The organism is Streptomyces sp. NRRL F-6676 (assembly GCF_000725625.1).
Taxonomy (GTDB): domain Bacteria; phylum Actinomycetota; class Actinomycetes; order Streptomycetales; family Streptomycetaceae; genus Streptomyces.
Window position 1 is genome coordinate 1 of sequence record NZ_JOHS01000040.1, and the last position, 16,053, is coordinate 16,053.

Consider the following 16,053-nt stretch of genomic DNA (forward strand, 5'->3'; position numbering starts at 1 on the left):
ATCCCCACCGCCGCCCACCAGACACGCGCCCCCACCCTCGTCGCCGCCCCCCTCGGCCCCCACCCCCTCCTCGTCGACACCCTGCACACCCGCCTCCTGGAGGCCGGCTGGCGGGCCGAGCCGGACGCCGCCCTCCGCCACCGCACCGCCGTCGTCCTCGCCGCCGCCGGCTCCCGCGACCCGCACGCCGCCGTCGACACCACCCGCACCGCCGCCCTCCTCGCCGACCGCCTCGGCGTCCCCGTCGTCCCCGCCTACGCCTCCGCCGCCACCCCCACCGTCCCCGCCGCCGTACGCGCACTGGCCGCCCGGGGCCGCGACCGGGTCGCCGTCGCCTCGTACTTCACCGCACCCGGCCGCTTCCACACGGAGTGCGCCGCGGCCGCCCCGTGGCTCGCCGCCGCCCCGCTCGGCGCCCACCCCGCGATGGCCCGCCTCGTCCTGCACCGCTACGACGAGGCACTGGCCCAAGCCGCCACCCCGACCGGCCCGCCACCCCGATTCCATGCAGCGAAAAGAGTCCCTGCCAAGGTTGCACTGGTGTCAATCGGCCACCGTTCCTAACGTCGATCGCGCACACCCGCGACGACGGAAGGAACACGCGCATGAACATCCACCCCCGCCCGCACTCCCGCCCGCCCACGAAACGCGCCGTGGTGATCGGCGCCGGGATCGTCGGCCTGACGACCGGGCTCGCGCTGCGCCACGCAGGGTTCGACGTCGTGGTCTGTGAACGCGCACCGGAGATCCGCGCGGCCGGGGCCTCGCTCGGACTGTGGGCGAACGCGCTGGCGGTCTTCAACGCGCTCGCCGTCGGCGACCAGGTGCGCGCCATCGGCGCGCCCACCGAGATGCGCTTCCACGACCCGGCCGGAAGGCTGCTCGACACACCGGAGTTCGGCCCCGGGGACCGCCGGTACCTGCTCGTCCACCGCGCGAAGCTCAACGATCTGCTCGCCGACGCCGTGGGGCGGGCGAACATCCGTCCGGGCACCGCTTTCGAGGCGTACGAGGAGCACGCGGACCGGGTGACGGTCCGGCTGTCCGACGGCGGCACCGAGGACGCCGACGTGCTCGTCGGGGCGGACGGCGCGTACTCCGCCGTGCGCGCCCGGCTCGTGCCGGGCACCCCGGCGCGGGAACACGCCGGTCACCACGCCTGGCGCGCGGTCATTCCGCCCGGCGGCGTCACCGTCCCCGGGGACCGGCTGATCCTGGGCGGCGACCGCTGCCGGGGCGGCTACGTCCGCACGTACGACGGAAGCGTCTACTGGCTCGTCAACCAGTTCGACTCGCCCCCGCCGACCGGCACACCGAAGGAGCAGGCCATGGCCCGCGCCGCCCGCCTGGAGGAGCCGGGAGGCGGCGGCGTCCTGTCCGCGCTGATCGCGGCGACACCCGACGAGGCGATACTGCACCACCGGATCACGCGGGTGCCGCCGCTGCCCCGCTGGGTCTCCGCCCGGGTCGCGCTGGCCGGGGACGCCGCCCACGCCATGTCCCCGCACATCACCGCCGGTGCGACGCTGGGCATCGAGGACGCCGCCCTGCTCGGCCGTCTCCTCGCCGGCACCGACGACGGCGTCCCTACCGACGGCGTCCCTACCGGCGGCGTCCCGACCGACGACGCCCCCGCCGTCGACATCCCCGCCGTCGACATTCCGGCCGCGCTCGCCGCGTACGAGGCCGACCGCATCCCCCGGTACGCCCACGTCGCCGAGCTGTCCGCCGCGGTGGAACACGCGCCCACCCCGCGGGAGTTCGCACGGCACTACGCCGCGTTCAGCCACTGGATGCTCAACCAGCGCCCCGCCGCACCCCGCACCGGAACGGGGGCCCGGCGCATGACGTGAACGGGCGCCGCGACGGCGCCGACACCCCCGTCGCGCCCGACCGGACCCGGCACTGTCAGTGGTGGCGTCTACTGTCGTACCCATGGAAGGAACCGCATCCGGCGCGGGCGCCGTCCCGCGTCGGCCGTACGAGCAGTACGCCACGCGTGGCGGGTACGACGCGGCGGCGGTGGAGCGCTGGGCCCCCGAGCCCGACAAGCGCCCCGGGCGCACGGCCTTCCAGCGCGACCGCGCACGCGTCCTGCACTCCGCCGCGCTGCGCAGGCTGGCCGGCAAGACCCAGGTCGTCACCCCCGGCACCACGGGCTCCGACTGGGACGCCAGCCCCCGTACGCGGCTGACGCACTCCCTGGAGTGCGCCCAGGTCGGCCGCGAGCTGGGCGCCGCCCTCGGCTGCGACCCCGACCTCGTCGAGGCCGCCTGCCTCTCGCACGACCTGGGGCATCCGCCCTTCGGGCACAACGGCGAACAGGCGCTCAACGCTTTCGCCGAGGACTGCGGCGGCTTCGAGGGCAACGCCCAGTCGCTGCGTCTGCTCACCCGCATCGAACCCAAGCGGTTCGCCCCCGACCCCGCCACCGGCGCCCTCGTCGGCGTCGGCCTCAACCTCACCCGCGCCGCCCTGGACGCCGCCGCCAAGTACCCCTGGCCGCGCGGCGCCCACCCCCGCGATCCGGCCTCGCCCAAGTTCGGGGTGTACGAGGACGACCGCCCCGTCTTCGACTGGGTCCGCGAGGGCGCCCCCGGCGACCGCAGCTGCTTCGAGGCCCAGGTCATGGACTGGTCCGACGACGTGGCCTACTCGGTGCACGACGTCGAGGACGGCCTGCACGCCGGCCACATCGACCCCCGCACCCTGCGCGACGACACCGAGCGGCAGGAGATCTTCGCCGTCGCCCGGCGCCGCTACGTCCCCCCGGACACCGATCCGGCGGCACTCGCCGAGGCCCTCGACCGCCTCCTCGCCCAGGACTGGTGGCCGCACGGCTACGACGGCTCGGCGATCGCCCAGGCCCGCCTCAAGGACGCCACCAGCCAGCTCATCGGCCGCTTCTGCCTGGCCGCCGAGGGCGCCACCCGGGCCGCGTACGGCTCCGGGCGGCACACCCGCTACGGCGCCGAACTGGTCGTACCGCCCGGCATCCGCCACGAGTGCGCGGTCCTCAAGGCGGTCGCCGACCGGTACGTCATGCAGCGCGCCGAGCAGGAGCGGCTCCGCGCCGACCAACGGGTCGTCGTCGCCGAACTGGCGGACGCGCTCACCGCCCGCGCGCCCGACGGGCTCGACCCCCAGTTCCGGGCGCTGTTCGAGGAGGCGGCCGACGACCGCGCCCGCAAGCGGGCCGTCGTCGACCAGATCGCCTCACTCACCGACGCCTCGGCGCGCTCGCTGCACGCGCGGCTGACCGGGCGGGTGTGATCATGGGCCGACGGGTGGGGAGGGGGTGGCGGGAAAGGCGCGCCGGGGCGGCCCGGCGTGCGCCGATCGGGCCACCCCCTCTTCCCGCACCGGGCCGCGTGCGGGAGGCTCGCATGTGGCGACATCCTTACGAGGAGGCATCAAGTGGTCGACGCGGATCAGACGTTCGTCATCGTCGGAGGAGGCCTGGCCGGGGCCAAGGCGGCCGAGGCGCTCCGTGCGGAGGGGTTCACCGGGCGGGTGATACTGATCTGTGACGAGCGCGACCACCCCTACGAGCGCCCGGCGCTCTCCAAGGGCTTCCTGCTCGGCAAGGAGGAACGCGACAGCGTCTTCGTCCACGAGCCCGCCTGGTACGCGCGCAACGACATCGAACTCCACCTCGGCCAGACCGTCGTCGCGGTCGACCGCGCCGCCAAGTGCGTCCGCTACGGCGACGACGGCACCGTCGTGCACTACGACAAGCTGCTCCTCGCCACCGGCGCCGAACCCCGCCGCCTGGACATCCCCGGCACGGACCTGGCCGGCGTCCACCATCTGCGCCGGCTCGCCCACGCCGAGCGGCTCAAGGGCACGCTGACCGCGCTCGGCCGGGACAACGGCCACCTGGTGATCGCCGGCGCCGGCTGGATCGGCCTGGAGGTCGCGGCGGCCGCCCGCGAGTACGGCGCCGAGGTCACCGTCGTCGAACCCTCCGCCAGCCCGCTGCACGGCGTGCTCGGCCCCGAGCTCGGCAACGTCTACGCCGAACTCCACCGCGAGCACGGCGTCCGCTTCCACTTCGGCGCCAGGCTCACCGAGATCGTCGGCCAGGACGGCATGGTGCTGGCCGCCCGCACCGACGACGGCGAGGAGCACCCGGCGCACGACGTGCTCGCCGCGATCGGCGCCGCGCCCCGCACCTCGCTCGCCGAGGCGGCCGGCCTGGAGATCGCCGACCGCGCCCACGGCGGGGGAGTCGTCGTCGACGAACGGCTGCGCACCTCCGACCCCGACATCCACGCCGCCGGCGACGTGGCGTCCTTCCCGCACGCCCTGTTCGGTACCCGGCTGCGCGTCGAGCACTGGGCCAACGCCCTCAACGGCGGCCCGGCCGCCGCGCGGGCGATGCTCGGCAAGGAGAGCGTCTACGACCGGGTGCCCTACTTCTTCTCCGACCAGTACGACGTCGGCATGGAGTACTCCGGCTGGGCCCCGCCCGGCTCCTACGACCAGGTGGTGCTGCGCGGCGACGCCGGGAAGCGGCAGTTCATCGCGTTCTGGGTCAAGGAGGGGCGGGTGCTCGCCGGGATGAACGTCAATGTGTGGGACGTCACCGGGCCGATCCAGAACCTGATCACCAGCGGCACCCCCGTGGACACGGAGGCGCTGGCCGACCCGCACACGCCCTTGGAGAGCCTTCTCACCTGAGCAGCGGGAGCGGCGGGAGCTGTCGGTGGGCCACCACAGGCCCTGTCGTCACAGTCCCGTCTGCCTCACGACGCCATGCACGCACTCTCGCCGCACCGGGCCCAGACCCAAGTACGGTCCAGTACGAGGGCCTGGGCCCGGCACGACGAGAGCACGCACCTGACGCCGCGAGGCCCGCCCTGCGGGCGGACGACAGGACTGTGACGACAGGACCTAGAATTCACGCGTGGCAGGACGGATCAATGACGAGGACGTGAAGGCGGTCCGGGACGCGGTTCCCATCGACGCCGTCGTGTCCGAGTACCTCCAGCTGCGCAACGCCGGCGGCGGCAACCTCAAGGGGCTGTGCCCCTTCCACGACGAGAAGTCGCCGTCCTTCCAGGTCAGCCCGAGCAAGGGACTCTTCCACTGCTTCGGCTGCCAGGAGGGCGGCGACACCCTCACCTTCGTGATGAAGATCGACCACCTCTCGTTCTCCGAGGCGGTCGAACGGCTCGCGGCCCAGGCCGGCATCACCCTGCGCTACGAGGAGGGCGGCTACAACCCCTCCCACCAGCGCGGCGAGCGGATCCGCCTGGTCGAGGCGCACAAACTGGCCGCCCAGTGGTACGCCGAACAGCTCGGCACGCACCCGGAGGCCGACACCGGCCGCACCTTCCTCGCCGAACGCGGCTTCGACCAGGCCGCCGCCGTCCACTTCGGCGTCGGCTACAGCCCCCAGGGCTGGGACCACCTCACCCGCTACCTGCGCGGCAAGGGCTTCACCGACAAGGAACTCCTCCTCTCCGGCCTCGCCCAGGAGGGCCGCCGGGGCCCCATCGACCGCTTCCGGGGCCGGCTGATGTGGCCGATCCGGGACATCGGCGGCGACGTCGTCGGCTTCGGCGCCCGCAAGCTCTACGAGGCGGACAACGGCCCGAAGTACCTCAACACGCCCGACACCCCGATCTACCGCAAGTCCCAGGTCCTCTACGGCATCGACCTCGCCAAGAAGGACATCGCGAAGGCCTCCCGGGCCGTGGTCGTCGAGGGCTACACCGACGTCATGGCCTGCCACCTCGCCGGCGTGACCACCGCCATCGCCACCTGCGGCACCGCGTTCGGCGGCGAGCACATCAAGATCCTGCGCCGGCTGCTCATGGACAACGGCTCGGCCCGCGTGATCTTCACCTTCGACGGCGACGCGGCCGGCCAGAAGGCCGCCCTGCGCGCCTTCGAGGACGACCAGAAGTTCGCCGCCGAGACGTACATCGCCATCGCGCCCGACGGCATGGACCCCTGCGACCTGCGGCTGGCCAAGGGCGACGAGGCGGTCGCCGAGCTGGCCGAACCCCGCACCCCGCTGTTCGAGTTCGCGCTGCGCCAGATCGTCGGCCGCTACGACCTCGACACCCCGGCGGGCCGCGCCGCCGCGCTCGACGAGGCGGCGCCGATCGTGGCCCGCATCAAGAACAGCGGCGCGCAGCACGAGGTCGCCGTGCAGCTCGCCGGGCTGCTCGGCATCCTCGACACCCAGTTCGTCGTCCGCCGCGTCGGCCAGCTCGCCCGCTGGGCCCGTGAGCGCGGCGGCCGGGGCCCGGCACCCGCCGCCGACCGGCGCCCGCAGCAGCAGTACGCCGCGGGACCGGCCCGGTCGGGACCGCGCGGCCCCGCGCTCACCCTGCGCAACCCCGTCTACGCCACCGAGCGCGAGCTGCTCAAACTCGCGCTCCAGCGGCCCGAACTGGTCTCCCCGGCGTTCGACGCGTACGGCACCGACGAGTTCACCGCGCCGCCCTACGCGGCCGTCCGCGAGGCGATCCAGGAGGCGGGCGGCGTCGAGCAGGGGGTGCGGGACCCGCAGGAGTACCTGCTCCGGGTACGCGAGGCGGCCCCCGACGACGTGGTCCGCTCGATGGTCACCGAGCTGGCCGTCGAGGCGATCCTGCGCCGCACGGTGGACGAGCACTACGCGGGCGAGCAGCTGGTCACGGTGCGCCGCCGCGCGGTCGAGCGGCGGGTGCGCGACATCCAGAGCCAGCTCACCCGCCTCACCGCGCACGGCGACCCGGCGCAGTTGAGCGCCGTGCAGAACGAACTGTGGGTGCTCCAGCAGTACGACCAGGCGCTGCGGGCGGGCGGCGCGGCGGCGCTGTGAGGGCGGGCCGCCCGTAGCTCCCGCCCCCTGCCGGTAACCGACGGGTCACGGACCGGACGCAAAAAGTCACCGCACGCCCCTCGTGGCGGAGATGTGTCGTACCCCACACTGGGGGCGGTGCCTCAAGTCCTCGGAGCGCGGCCGGCCCGCACCCCACGGATCCCGTACGCCCCCGCGCAGCGACTCATCCGGAGGTCGCCCCCGTGCAGACGCAGACCCTCACGCAGACAGACGGCGCGACAGACGGCGCGACAGACGGTGCGATGGCCGACGCGACGGGCGGTGCGACGGGCGGTGCGGTGGCGGCGGTGGTGCCCGTCGAGCCGCCGCGCGGCCGGGCCGACACGGGTGGCTCCGGGGGGCCCTCCTCCGATCTGTTCCGTCAGTATCTGCGCGAGATCGGCCGTATCCCGCTGCTCACCGCGGCCGAGGAGGTGGACCTCGCCCGCCGGGTCGAGGCCGGGCTGTTCGCCGAGGAGAAGCTCCGCTCCGCCCTCGACCTGGACAGCCGGCTCGCCCTCGACCTCGACAAACTGGTCGTCCGGGGCCGGATGGCCAAGCGCCGGCTGATCGAGGCCAATCTGCGCCTCGTCGTCTCCGTCGCCAAGCGGTACGTCGGGCGCGGGCTGACCATGCTCGACCTGGTGCAGGAGGGCAACCTCGGGCTGATCCGCGCGGTGGAGAAGTTCGACTACGCGCGCGGCTACAAGTTCTCCACGTACGCGACCTGGTGGATCCGTCAGGCCATGTCCCGCGCCCTGGCCGACCAGGCCCGTACGATCCGCGTGCCGGTGCACGTCGTCGAGCTGATCAACCGGGTGGTGCGGGTGCAGCGGCGGATGTTGCAGGAGCGGGGGTACGAGCCGACGGCGGAGGAGGTCGCCGCCCATCTCGACCTGCCGCCGGAGCGGGTGGGGGAGGTGCTGCGGCTCGCCCAGGAACCGGTGTCGCTGCACGCGCCGGTGGGCGAGGAGGAGGACGTCGCGCTCGGCGACCTCATCGAGGACGGCGACGCCGCGAGCCCCGTGGAGTCGGCGGCGTTCCTGCTGCTGCGGGAGCATCTGGACGCGGTGCTGTCGACGCTCGGGGAGCGGGAGCGGAAGGTGGTGCAGCTCCGGTACGGCCTGGCGGACGGCCGCCCGCGCACGCTGGAGGAGATAGGCCGCATCTTCGGCGTCACGCGCGAGCGGATCCGCCAGATCGAGTCCAAGACCCTGAACAAACTCCGCGACCACACCTACGCCGACCAACTCCGCGGCTACCTGGACTGACGCAACGGTTGCGCCCACGCGGCGGAGCCGCAGATCGACACAGCCCCGCGTCCCTTCAGGGGCGCGGGGAACTGCGCACGGGGCGAAGCCCCGTCCGGGGTCAAAGGGGCGGAGCCCCTTGAGGACGGGACGGGTAGGGGCGGCGGGGGCGAGGAAAAAATCCCCCAGCCCCCACGCACCCCCGCAAGGACCCCCCTCAGTCCACCTCCGCCACCGCCTGGGCGAACTGCGCCCGGTACAGGCGGGCGTACGCGCCCCCCGTGGCGAGGAGCACGTCATGGGAGCCCTGCTCCACGATGGAACCGTTCTCCATCACCAGGATCGTGTCCGCGTCCCGGATCGTGGACAACCGGTGCGCGATCACGAACGACGTCCGCCCCGCCGCCAGCTTCGCCATCGCCTTCTGGATCAGCACCTCCGTCCGCGTGTCCACGGACGACGTCGCCTCGTCCAGCACGAGGATCACCGGGTCGGAGAGGAACGCCCGCGCGATCGTGATGAGCTGCTTCTCACCCGCGCTGACCCCCGTCCCCTCGTCGTCGATCACCGTGTCGTACCCGTCCGGCAACGTCCGCACGAACCGGTCCGCATGCGCCGCCCGCGCCGCCTCCTCGATCTCCCCGCGCGTCACCTCGCGCGCGGCCCCGTAGGCGATGTTCTCCGCGATCGTGCCGCCGAACAGCCAGGTGTCCTGGAGCACCATGCCGATGCCCGCGCGCAGTTCGTCGCGGGACATCTTCGCGATGTCGACCCCGTCGAGCGTGATCCGCCCGCCGGTGACGTCGTAGAACCGCATCAGCAGATTGACGAGCGTGGTCTTGCCGGCGCCGGTCGGGCCGACGATGGCGACCGTGTGGCCCGGCTCGGCCTCCAGCGACAGGTCCTCGATGAGCGGCTTGTCGGGGTCGTAGCGGAAGGAGACGTGCTCCAGGGCGACCCGCCCGCGCAGCTCCGCCGGCTTCTCGCCGGGCACGGGGTCCACGCTCTGCTCCTCCGCGTCGAGCAGCTCGAAGATCCGTTCGGCCGAGGCGACGCCGGACTGCACCAGGTTGGCCATCGAGGCGACCTGCGTCAGCGGCATCGAGAACTGCCGCGAGTACTGGATGAACGCCTGCACGTCACCGATGGACAGCGAACCCGTGGCCACCCGCAGCCCGCCGACGACGGCGACCAGGACGTAGTTCAGGTTGGAGACGAACATCATCAGCGGCTGCATGATCCCGCTGTTGAACTGCGCCTTGAACCCCGCCTGGTACAGCTCGTCGTTCTGCTCGGCGAACGCCTTCGCCGACTCCTCCTGCCGCCCGAACACCTTGACGAGGGTGTGCCCGGTGTACATCTCCTCGATGTGCGCGTTGAGCTTGCCCGTCGTGCGCCACTGCTGCACGAAGTGCGGCTGCGACCGCTTGCCGACGCGGGTGGCGACGACGAACGACAGCGGCACGGTGACCAGCGCCACCAGGGCCAGGATCCAGGAGACGTAGAACATCATCACCAGCACGCCGACGATGGTCAGCAGTGAGTTGACGAGCTGGCCCATCGACTGCTGGAGCGTCTGCCCGATGTTGTCGATGTCGTTGGTGGCGCGGCTGAGCACCTCGCCGCGCTGGCGCTTGTCGAAGTACGACAGCGGCAGCCGCGACATCTTCTCCTGCACGTCCCTGCGCAGCCGGGACACCGTCAGGTTGATGGCCCGGTTGGACAGCCGCGTGGACACCGCCATCAGCAGCCCGGCCACCAGGAACGTGCCGAGCGCGAGCAGCAGGACGTTGCCCACGGCGCCGAAGTCGATGCCCTTGCCCGGGGTGAAGTCGGTACCGGAGAGCATGTCGGCGACGTCGCCGTCGCCGCGCTTCCGCATCGAGTCGAGCACCTGTTCCCTGGTGGCGCCGGAGGGCATCTGCCGTCCGATGATGCCGGCGAACACCAGGTCGGTCGCCTTGCCGAGGATCTTCGGCCCGACCACCGACAGGGCCACGCTGAGCACACCGCACGCCAGCATCACCAGCATCGTGGCGCGCTCGGGACGGAACTGGGCGAGGAGCCGTTTGCCCGATCCCTTGAAGTCCATCGATCGCTGGTCGGGGGCGCCCCGTCCGGCCGCCATCCGCCCCATGGGCCCGGCCATCAGGCAGCCTCCGCTTCCGTGAGCTGGGAGAGCACGATCTCCCGGTAGGTCTCGTTGTCCGCCATCAGTTCGTGGTGGCGTCCGGCGCCGACGACCCGGCCCTCGTCCAGGACCAGGATCCGGTCGGCGTCGCGGATGGTCGCCACCCGCTGGGCGACGATCACCACGGTCGCCTCGGCGGTCTCGCGGGCGAGCGCCGCGCGCAGGGCCGCGTCGGTGGCGTAGTCGAGCGCGGAGAAGGAGTCGTCGAAGAGGTAGATCTCCGGGCGCTGCACGAGGGTGCGGGCGATGGCCAGGCGCTGGCGCTGACCGCCCGACACATTGGTGCCGCCCTGCGCGATCGGCGCGTCGAGGCCGCCCTCCAGTTCGCTGACGAAGCCCTTGGCCTGCGCCACCTCCAGGGCGTGCCACAGCTCCTCGTCGGTCGCGTCCGGGTTGCCGTAGCGCAGGTTGGTGGCGACCGTCCCCGCGAACAGATACGGCTTCTGCGGCACCATGCCGACGGTCTTCGCGATCACCTTCGGATCGATCTCCCGCACGTCGACGCCGTCGACGAGGACCTCGCCGTCGGTGGCGTCGAACAGCCGGGGGACCAGGCCCAGCAGCGTCGACTTGCCGCTGCCGGTGGAGCCGATGACGGCGGTGGTCTCGCCCGGCCGGGCGACCAGGTCGACGTGGCGCAGCACCGGCTCCTCGGCGCCCGGGTAGCGGAAGCCCGCGCCGCGCAGCTCCAGATGCCCGTGCCGGCGCAGTTCGAGGACCGGGGCGAGCGGCGGGACCACGCTGCTGGAGGTGTTCAGCACCTCCTGGATGCGCTCGGCGCAGACCTCCGCGCGCGGCACCATCATGAACATGAAGGTGGCCATCATCACGGACATCACGATCTGCATCAGATAGGCGAGGAACGCGGTCAGGTCGCCGATCTGCATGCCGCCGCTGTCGATGCGGTGCGCGCCGAACCAGAGCACGGCGATCGAGGAGAGGTTCACCACGGTCATCACCATGGGGAACATCAGCGCCAGGATGCGCCCGGTGCCCAGCGACACCTCGGTCAGCTCGCGGTTGGCACCGGCGAACCGCTCCTTCTCGTAGTCGTCGCGGACGAAGGCGCGGATCACGCGATTGCCGGTGATCTGCTCGCGCAGCACCCGGTTCACCGTGTCCAGGCGGACCTGCATGCTCCGGAACAGCGGACGCAGCCGGCGCACCAGCAGCGTGACGCAGACGGCGAGCACCGGGACCACCGCGACCAGCACCCCGGACAGCGGCACGTCCAGGCCGAGCGCCATCACGATGCCGCCCACGCACATGATCGGCGCCGACACCATCAGCGTGAACGTCATCAGCGCCAGCATCTGCACCTGCTGGACGTCGTTGGTGGTGCGGGTGATGAGCGAGGGCGCCCCGAACTGGCCGACCTCGCGCGCAGAGAACGACTGCACCCGGTCGAAGATCCCGGCCCGTACGTCCCGGCCGAGCGCGGACGCCGTACGGGCGCCGAAGTACACGGCCCCCGTATTGCACACGACCTGGACGAGCGAGATGCCGATCATCAGCGCGCCGGAGGTCAGGATGTAGCCCGTGTCGCCCTTGACCACGCCGTTGTCGATGATGTCGGCGTTCAGGGTGGGCAGGTAGAGGGAGGCGCAGGTCTGCAAGAACTGAAGCAGGACCAGCAGCGCGATGGGTTTCCGGTAGGGCCTGAGATAGGCCCGGAGAAGTCGTATGAGCACGCGGGAACTCTCGGATCGTCGGCGGCAGGGATGCGGTGATGCACCACCCCCTATCGTCGAACACTCCACCCGTGTTACCTCAAGCGATTAATCCGACTGCGGCACGGGTAGGCGCACGGATTCAGTCCTGAGACGTACGCCACATGGGCGGTTCCGCGGTTCCACGGGCGCCTCACACCCGGAACGCCCCGGGATGTGTCTGTTCGCGTACCGACACATACTGCTGGCGCACCGCCTGACCCACCGCCAGGTCCTCGCCCGCCTCCAGCACCTGCGCGGCCGCGCCCTGCCACACCGGCGGAGTGCGCGGATCGAGCGTGCCCTGCGAGGCACCCAACGCCCAGGCCGCCTGCCGGGCGGCACCGATCGCCGCGTAGTCGGCCGGCTGCGGGACGACGACCTGCGCCGCGAACAGCGAGGGCGCCGCCGCCTGTACGGCGGGCAGTTCGGCGGCGGCCCCGAGCAGGAACACCCGGCGCACCTCGACCCCGCGCCCGCGCAGCACGTCCAGCGCGTCCGCGAGCCCGCACAGCATGCCCTCGAACGCCGCCCGCGCCAGGTGCTCCGGCTTCATCGACTCCCGCCGCAGCCCCGCCAGCGTGCCCGCGGTGTGCGGCAGGCTCGGCGTGCGCTCGCCCTCCAGATAGGGCAGCAGGACGAGGCCGTGCGAGCCCGGCGTCGACTTCATCGACAGCTCCGACAGCGCCTCCAGGTCCGGTACGCCGAGCAGATCGGCGGCGCCGCGCAGCGCCCGTACGGCGTTGGTGGTGGTGACCACCGGCAGATGCATCCCGGTGGCGTCCGCGAGCGAGGTGATCATCCCCGACGGGTCCACCAGGGCCTCGGGGTGCACGGCCGTCACCGAACCGGAGGCGCCCAGCGACACCACCGCGTCACCGAGGCCGATGCCGAGCCCGAACGCGGCGGCCATCGTCTCGCCGGTCCCCGCCGAGATCAGCAGCCCCTCCGGGGTGTGCCCGGCCGCGTCGGCGGGACCGAGCACCTCGGGCAGCATCGCCTGGTGGCCGAGCGCGAGTTCCACCAGGTCCGGCCGGTACGCGCCGCTCGCCGCCGACCAGTAGCCGGTGCCGGACGCGCCGCCGCGGTCCGTGGTCCGGCGCACCGGCCGGCCGAGGAGCTGCCACACCAGCCAGTCGTGCGCCTGCAACAGCACGGCGGTGCGTGCCGCGTTCTCGGGTTCGGTCTTGGCCAGCCAGCGCAGCTTCGTCACCGGCTGGGCGGCGCCCGGCACACAGCCCACCGACTGCGCCCACGCCTGCCGTCCGCCGAGCGCGTCGATCAGATCGGCGGCCGCGACCTGCGCCCGCTTGTCGCCGCCGACGAGCGCCGGGCGGACCGTGCCGCCCTGGTTGTCGAGCGGCACCACCGCGCCGGCCTGCGCGGAGACGCCGATGGCCTGCACCCCTTCGAGGAGACCGCCGCTCGCCGCGTCGCCGAGGGAGAGCAGCCAGGCCTGCGGATCGACGTCGGAAGGGCGCCCGCCGCCCTCCCGCGCCTCCAGCGGATGTGGCGCATACCCCTGCCTGAGCACGGCCCCCGTGTCCGTGTCACACACGACGATACGAGTGAAATCGGGCGAACTGTCCAACCCGGCGACTATCCCCATGGCGGAATTGTGCCGCACGCGTACGACAAGCCGCGCCGCCACCCGGGACGGTTCGTCCGGTTCCACGGGGCGGTCCCCCCGGCTTCGCGCCGCGGACGGTGTCGCTGTCCGGGCGGGCGGTGCCGCCCGCCGGGCCGGGGCGGCGCCGCGGACGGCGTCGCCGTCGGGGGCGTGGCGGTGTCGTCCGCGGGGCCGGGACGGCCGGGGTGCGTACGGGGCCGGGCCCGGGGCGGGGTGCGTACGCGGCCGGGCCCGGGGAGGGGGCGGGAGGGTGGCCCTGGCCTCCCTCGCCGCCCGTGCCCGGGCCCGGCGTACGGTCGTACCGCGGCAGCGCGCCGCGGGGTCACGTCGTGCTCGTGCCCCAGTCGTCGCGGCCGGAGCCCGCCGTGCTGCGGTCGCGCAGCGAACGGACCCGCCGGCTCACCGAGTCCGGCATGCGGTCGCCCACCCTGTCGCTCACCGCGCCGTAGGCCTTGCCGGCGAATTCCCGGCCCTGCTGGGCGGCGGATTCCGCGGTGTTGCGCACCGCGGGGTTCTCCGCCACCCGCCGTGCCGACTTCTTCAGCTGCTCGTAACGCTCGCGTCCGGCCCGTGTGCCCAGTACGTAGCCCACGGCCAGCCCGACCACGAACGTCAGCCGATAGCGCATGACGGCCACCCTTCCCTTGCTCTTGCGTCCCGGTCCTTGCGCGGGCGCCGGTCGTGGGGGATACCGATTGGCGAAGCACCCCCCTGCTTGCGCTAATGTATGTGTCGCAGCGAGCGCGCGCCCTCCGGGGCGGCTACCCGGGTAGCTACGTTCGATGCGACGAGGCATTCCTCCGTAGCTCAATTGGCAGAGCAGCCGGCTGTTAACCGGCAGGTTACTGGTTCGAGTCCAGTCGGGGGAGCTCAATCCTCCGTAGCTCAATTGGCAGAGCAGCCGGCTGTTAACCGGCAGGTTACTGGTTCGAGTCCAGTCGGGGGAGCATGCTGAACGAGGACCCTTCAGGGGTCCTTTTTCATGTCCGCCCGCAGTCGCGCCCAGTGGCCGATCCGGGTCCGGCCGCATGTCCGGTTCACGTTCCGGGAACCGCGTGGGCCGACGCGGAGTCTCCAAGGACAGCAAGGTCGCCGAGCCCCCGCCCACCTGGAGCAGGAGATCGTATGAGCGGCTATGCTGCGGCAGACGGCGCGCACACGTGTACGCGACGCGCCGCAACGGGGCGGTAGCTCAGCCGGTTAGAGCAGCGGACTCATAATCCGCCGGCCGTGGGTTCGAGTCCCACCCGCCCCACCACTGCGGGCGCCTGACGGAGACAGGGGCTCCGTCAGGCGGCGGGTTCGGGGGACGTCACTTCTGCTGGAGGACCGGCGGGCACGTGCCCGTCTCCTCGCCGATGGAGTTGATCTCGGCGTTGGAACGCGAGTCGTCGGCGTAGTTGATCTGGTCGGTGCACTTCGTGTCCGGGTCCTTCGGCGTACCCGCGGACTTGTCGGACTTCTCGACCGGCGGGCAGGTGCCGGTGTCCGCGCCGATGGAGTTGATCTCGGCGTTGGAGCGGGAGTCGTCGGCGTAGTTGATCTGGTCCGTGCACTTCACGTCGGACGGCGACTTCTGGACCGGCGGACAGGTGCCCGTGTCCGCGCCGATGGAGTTGATCTCGGCGTTGGAGCGGGAGTCGTCGGCGTAGTCGATCTGGTCCGTGCACTTCATGCCGGACTTGGCGGGCGTGCCCGCGGACTTGCCCGACGACGTACCCGACGACGTTCCCTTGCCCGACGCCCCGTCGGACTGCGCGGTGCTCGTGGCCGCCGGCTTGCCCGTGGCGGCGGAGGGCGCACTGGCCATGTCGTCACCGTTGCAGGCCGTCAGGGACAGGCCGAGGGCCACCGCGGTCATGGTCAGGATCGAGATCTTCCGAGTGCGCATTGTCGTGTCCGTCCTCGTGTGGGGCTGGGTCGGCCGTTCGGGCCCGGGTGGCTTTCCGTCCCCCTAGACGGGCGGCCCGGTCGGCACCGTTGCGTCGCGGCTGCCGTCACGACACTCCCGTGACATGGCAGTGGCAGCGGCGTGAAGTTCCCACCGGGCGGACCACGTTCCTGTGACACACCGAAGGGGATCGGCTCCCGCGCGCCCGGCGCGACGGTCACCTACCACGTGTACGCCGACCGACCGGGCACAGCGGTCACCCCGTTCGTCCGGGACGACGGCCACCGGGCGACCCGGACCACGCCCGTCGCCCTGCCCGCCGGCGCCGGCCGGTGGACGACGGTCACCCGGACCGTTCCGGAGGCCGACCCGGTCGGCGCCCTCGGCCTGGGCGCGTCGCCGGGCTCGGGCGCGGTGACCCTCGACGGGCTGACCTGGTCGGCGGCGTAGGCCGCGGCGGCGCCCTTTCCCGCTGCCGGGAGGGGCGCCCGGCGTGCGGGACGCGTTCCCGCGGTGACAATGGCATCAGACGACTCGTCCGGTGCGTTCCGGACACCGTTCG

General features: G+C 72.6%; 12 protein-coding genes and 3 tRNA genes. 10 read left to right on the top strand and 5 right to left on the bottom strand.

The window, feature by feature from the left end; genetic code table 11:
• The 6 genes from IO29_RS22520 to IO29_RS22545 all read left to right on the top strand — a co-directional run.
• A partial coding sequence (locus IO29_RS22520) for a CbiX/SirB N-terminal domain-containing protein (RefSeq protein WP_324608210.1) occupies window positions 1–564 on the top strand: 564 nt, incomplete at its 5' end.
• Window positions 565–605: 41 nt separating this feature from the next.
• A complete protein-coding gene (locus tag IO29_RS22525) occupies window positions 606–1,853 on the top strand; it encodes an FAD-dependent oxidoreductase (RefSeq protein WP_051707654.1) in 1,248 nt (415 codons plus the stop codon).
• A gap of 82 nt (window positions 1,854–1,935) precedes the next feature.
• Window positions 1,936–3,273: a deoxyguanosinetriphosphate triphosphohydrolase gene (locus IO29_RS22530; RefSeq protein WP_030383286.1), complete on the top strand. Its 1,338-nt coding sequence runs from the start codon at window positions 1,936–1,938 to the stop codon at window positions 3,271–3,273.
• Window positions 3,274–3,417: 144 nt separating this feature from the next.
• Window positions 3,418–4,683 carry an NAD(P)/FAD-dependent oxidoreductase gene (locus IO29_RS22535; protein ID WP_030383287.1) on the top strand — a complete coding sequence of 422 codons (1,266 nt, stop codon included), beginning with the start codon at window positions 3,418–3,420 and terminating at the stop codon, window positions 4,681–4,683.
• Window positions 4,684–4,909: 226 nt separating this feature from the next.
• Window positions 4,910–6,820: a DNA primase gene (gene dnaG, locus IO29_RS22540; RefSeq protein ID WP_030383288.1), complete on the top strand. Its 1,911-nt coding sequence runs from the start codon at window positions 4,910–4,912 to the stop codon at window positions 6,818–6,820.
• Window positions 6,821–7,083: 263 nt separating this feature from the next.
• Window positions 7,084–8,091 (top strand): RNA polymerase sigma factor, encoded by a 1,008-nt coding sequence (locus IO29_RS22545; protein WP_324608195.1) that lies wholly within the window; start codon window positions 7,084–7,086, stop codon window positions 8,089–8,091.
• A 196-nt stretch (window positions 8,092–8,287) separates the two neighbouring features.
• Here the strand turns inward: IO29_RS22545 and IO29_RS22550 are convergent, their stop codons facing one another.
• The 4 genes from IO29_RS22550 to IO29_RS22565 all read right to left on the bottom strand — a co-directional run bounded on the left by IO29_RS22550 (window position 8,288) and on the right by IO29_RS22565 (window position 14,228).
• Complete coding sequence (locus IO29_RS22550; RefSeq protein ID WP_030383290.1) at window positions 8,288–10,219, bottom strand: ABC transporter ATP-binding protein; 1,932 nt, start codon at window positions 10,217–10,219, stop codon at window positions 8,288–8,290.
• Window positions 10,219–11,952: an ABC transporter ATP-binding protein gene (locus IO29_RS22555; RefSeq protein ID WP_030383291.1), complete on the bottom strand. Its 1,734-nt coding sequence runs from the start codon at window positions 11,950–11,952 to the stop codon at window positions 10,219–10,221. Before IO29_RS22555 ends, IO29_RS22550 begins: the two co-directional genes overlap by 1 nt.
• 172 nt (window positions 11,953–12,124) lie before the next feature.
• Window positions 12,125–13,579 carry a xylulokinase gene (locus IO29_RS22560; protein ID WP_030383292.1) on the bottom strand — a complete coding sequence of 485 codons (1,455 nt, stop codon included), beginning with the start codon at window positions 13,577–13,579 and terminating at the stop codon, window positions 12,125–12,127.
• 343 nt (window positions 13,580–13,922) lie between these two features.
• Complete coding sequence (locus IO29_RS22565; RefSeq protein ID WP_030382086.1) at window positions 13,923–14,228, bottom strand: hypothetical protein; 306 nt, start codon at window positions 14,226–14,228, stop codon at window positions 13,923–13,925.
• A 168-nt stretch (window positions 14,229–14,396) separates the two neighbouring features.
• On the opposite strand from IO29_RS22565, the gene IO29_RS22570 reads away from it, so the two are divergent.
• The 3 genes from IO29_RS22570 to IO29_RS22580 all read left to right on the top strand — a co-directional run bounded on the left by IO29_RS22570 (window position 14,397) and on the right by IO29_RS22580 (window position 14,858).
• Window positions 14,397–14,469 (top strand) — tRNA-Asn (locus IO29_RS22570).
• A gap of 5 nt (window positions 14,470–14,474) precedes the next feature.
• Window positions 14,475–14,547, top strand: a tRNA-Asn gene (locus IO29_RS22575).
• A 234-nt stretch (window positions 14,548–14,781) separates the two neighbouring features.
• Window positions 14,782–14,858 (top strand) — tRNA-Ile (locus IO29_RS22580).
• 54 nt (window positions 14,859–14,912) lie between these two features.
• On the opposite strand, the gene IO29_RS22585 is transcribed toward IO29_RS22580, so the two are convergent.
• Complete coding sequence (locus tag IO29_RS22585) at window positions 14,913–15,491, bottom strand: hypothetical protein (RefSeq protein ID WP_030382087.1); 579 nt, start codon at window positions 15,489–15,491, stop codon at window positions 14,913–14,915.
• 228 nt (window positions 15,492–15,719) lie between these two features.
• Between IO29_RS22585 and IO29_RS22590 the strand changes: the two genes are divergently transcribed.
• Window positions 15,720–15,941 carry a hypothetical protein gene (locus tag IO29_RS22590; RefSeq protein ID WP_158709336.1) on the top strand — a complete coding sequence of 74 codons (222 nt, stop codon included), beginning with the start codon at window positions 15,720–15,722 and terminating at the stop codon, window positions 15,939–15,941.
• Window positions 15,942–16,053: the final 112 nt, after the last annotated feature.

Coding starts and splice junctions, on each gene's coding strand:
- IO29_RS22530 (WP_030383286.1), top strand. CDS start 1,936: ATGGAAGGAACCGCATCCGGCGCGGGCGCCGTCCCGCGTCGGCCGTAC.
- IO29_RS22550 (WP_030383290.1), bottom strand. CDS start 10,219: ATGGCCGGGCCCATGGGGCGGATGGCGGCCGGACGGGGCGCCCCCGAC.
- IO29_RS22545 (WP_324608195.1), top strand. CDS start 7,084: ATGGCCGACGCGACGGGCGGTGCGACGGGCGGTGCGGTGGCGGCGGTG.
- IO29_RS22560 (WP_030383292.1), bottom strand. CDS start 13,579: ATGGGGATAGTCGCCGGGTTGGACAGTTCGCCCGATTTCACTCGTATC.
- IO29_RS22585 (WP_030382087.1), bottom strand. CDS start 15,491: ATGCGCACTCGGAAGATCTCGATCCTGACCATGACCGCGGTGGCCCTC.
- IO29_RS22565 (WP_030382086.1), bottom strand. CDS start 14,228: ATGCGCTATCGGCTGACGTTCGTGGTCGGGCTGGCCGTGGGCTACGTA.
- IO29_RS22525 (WP_051707654.1), top strand. CDS start 606: ATGAACATCCACCCCCGCCCGCACTCCCGCCCGCCCACGAAACGCGCC.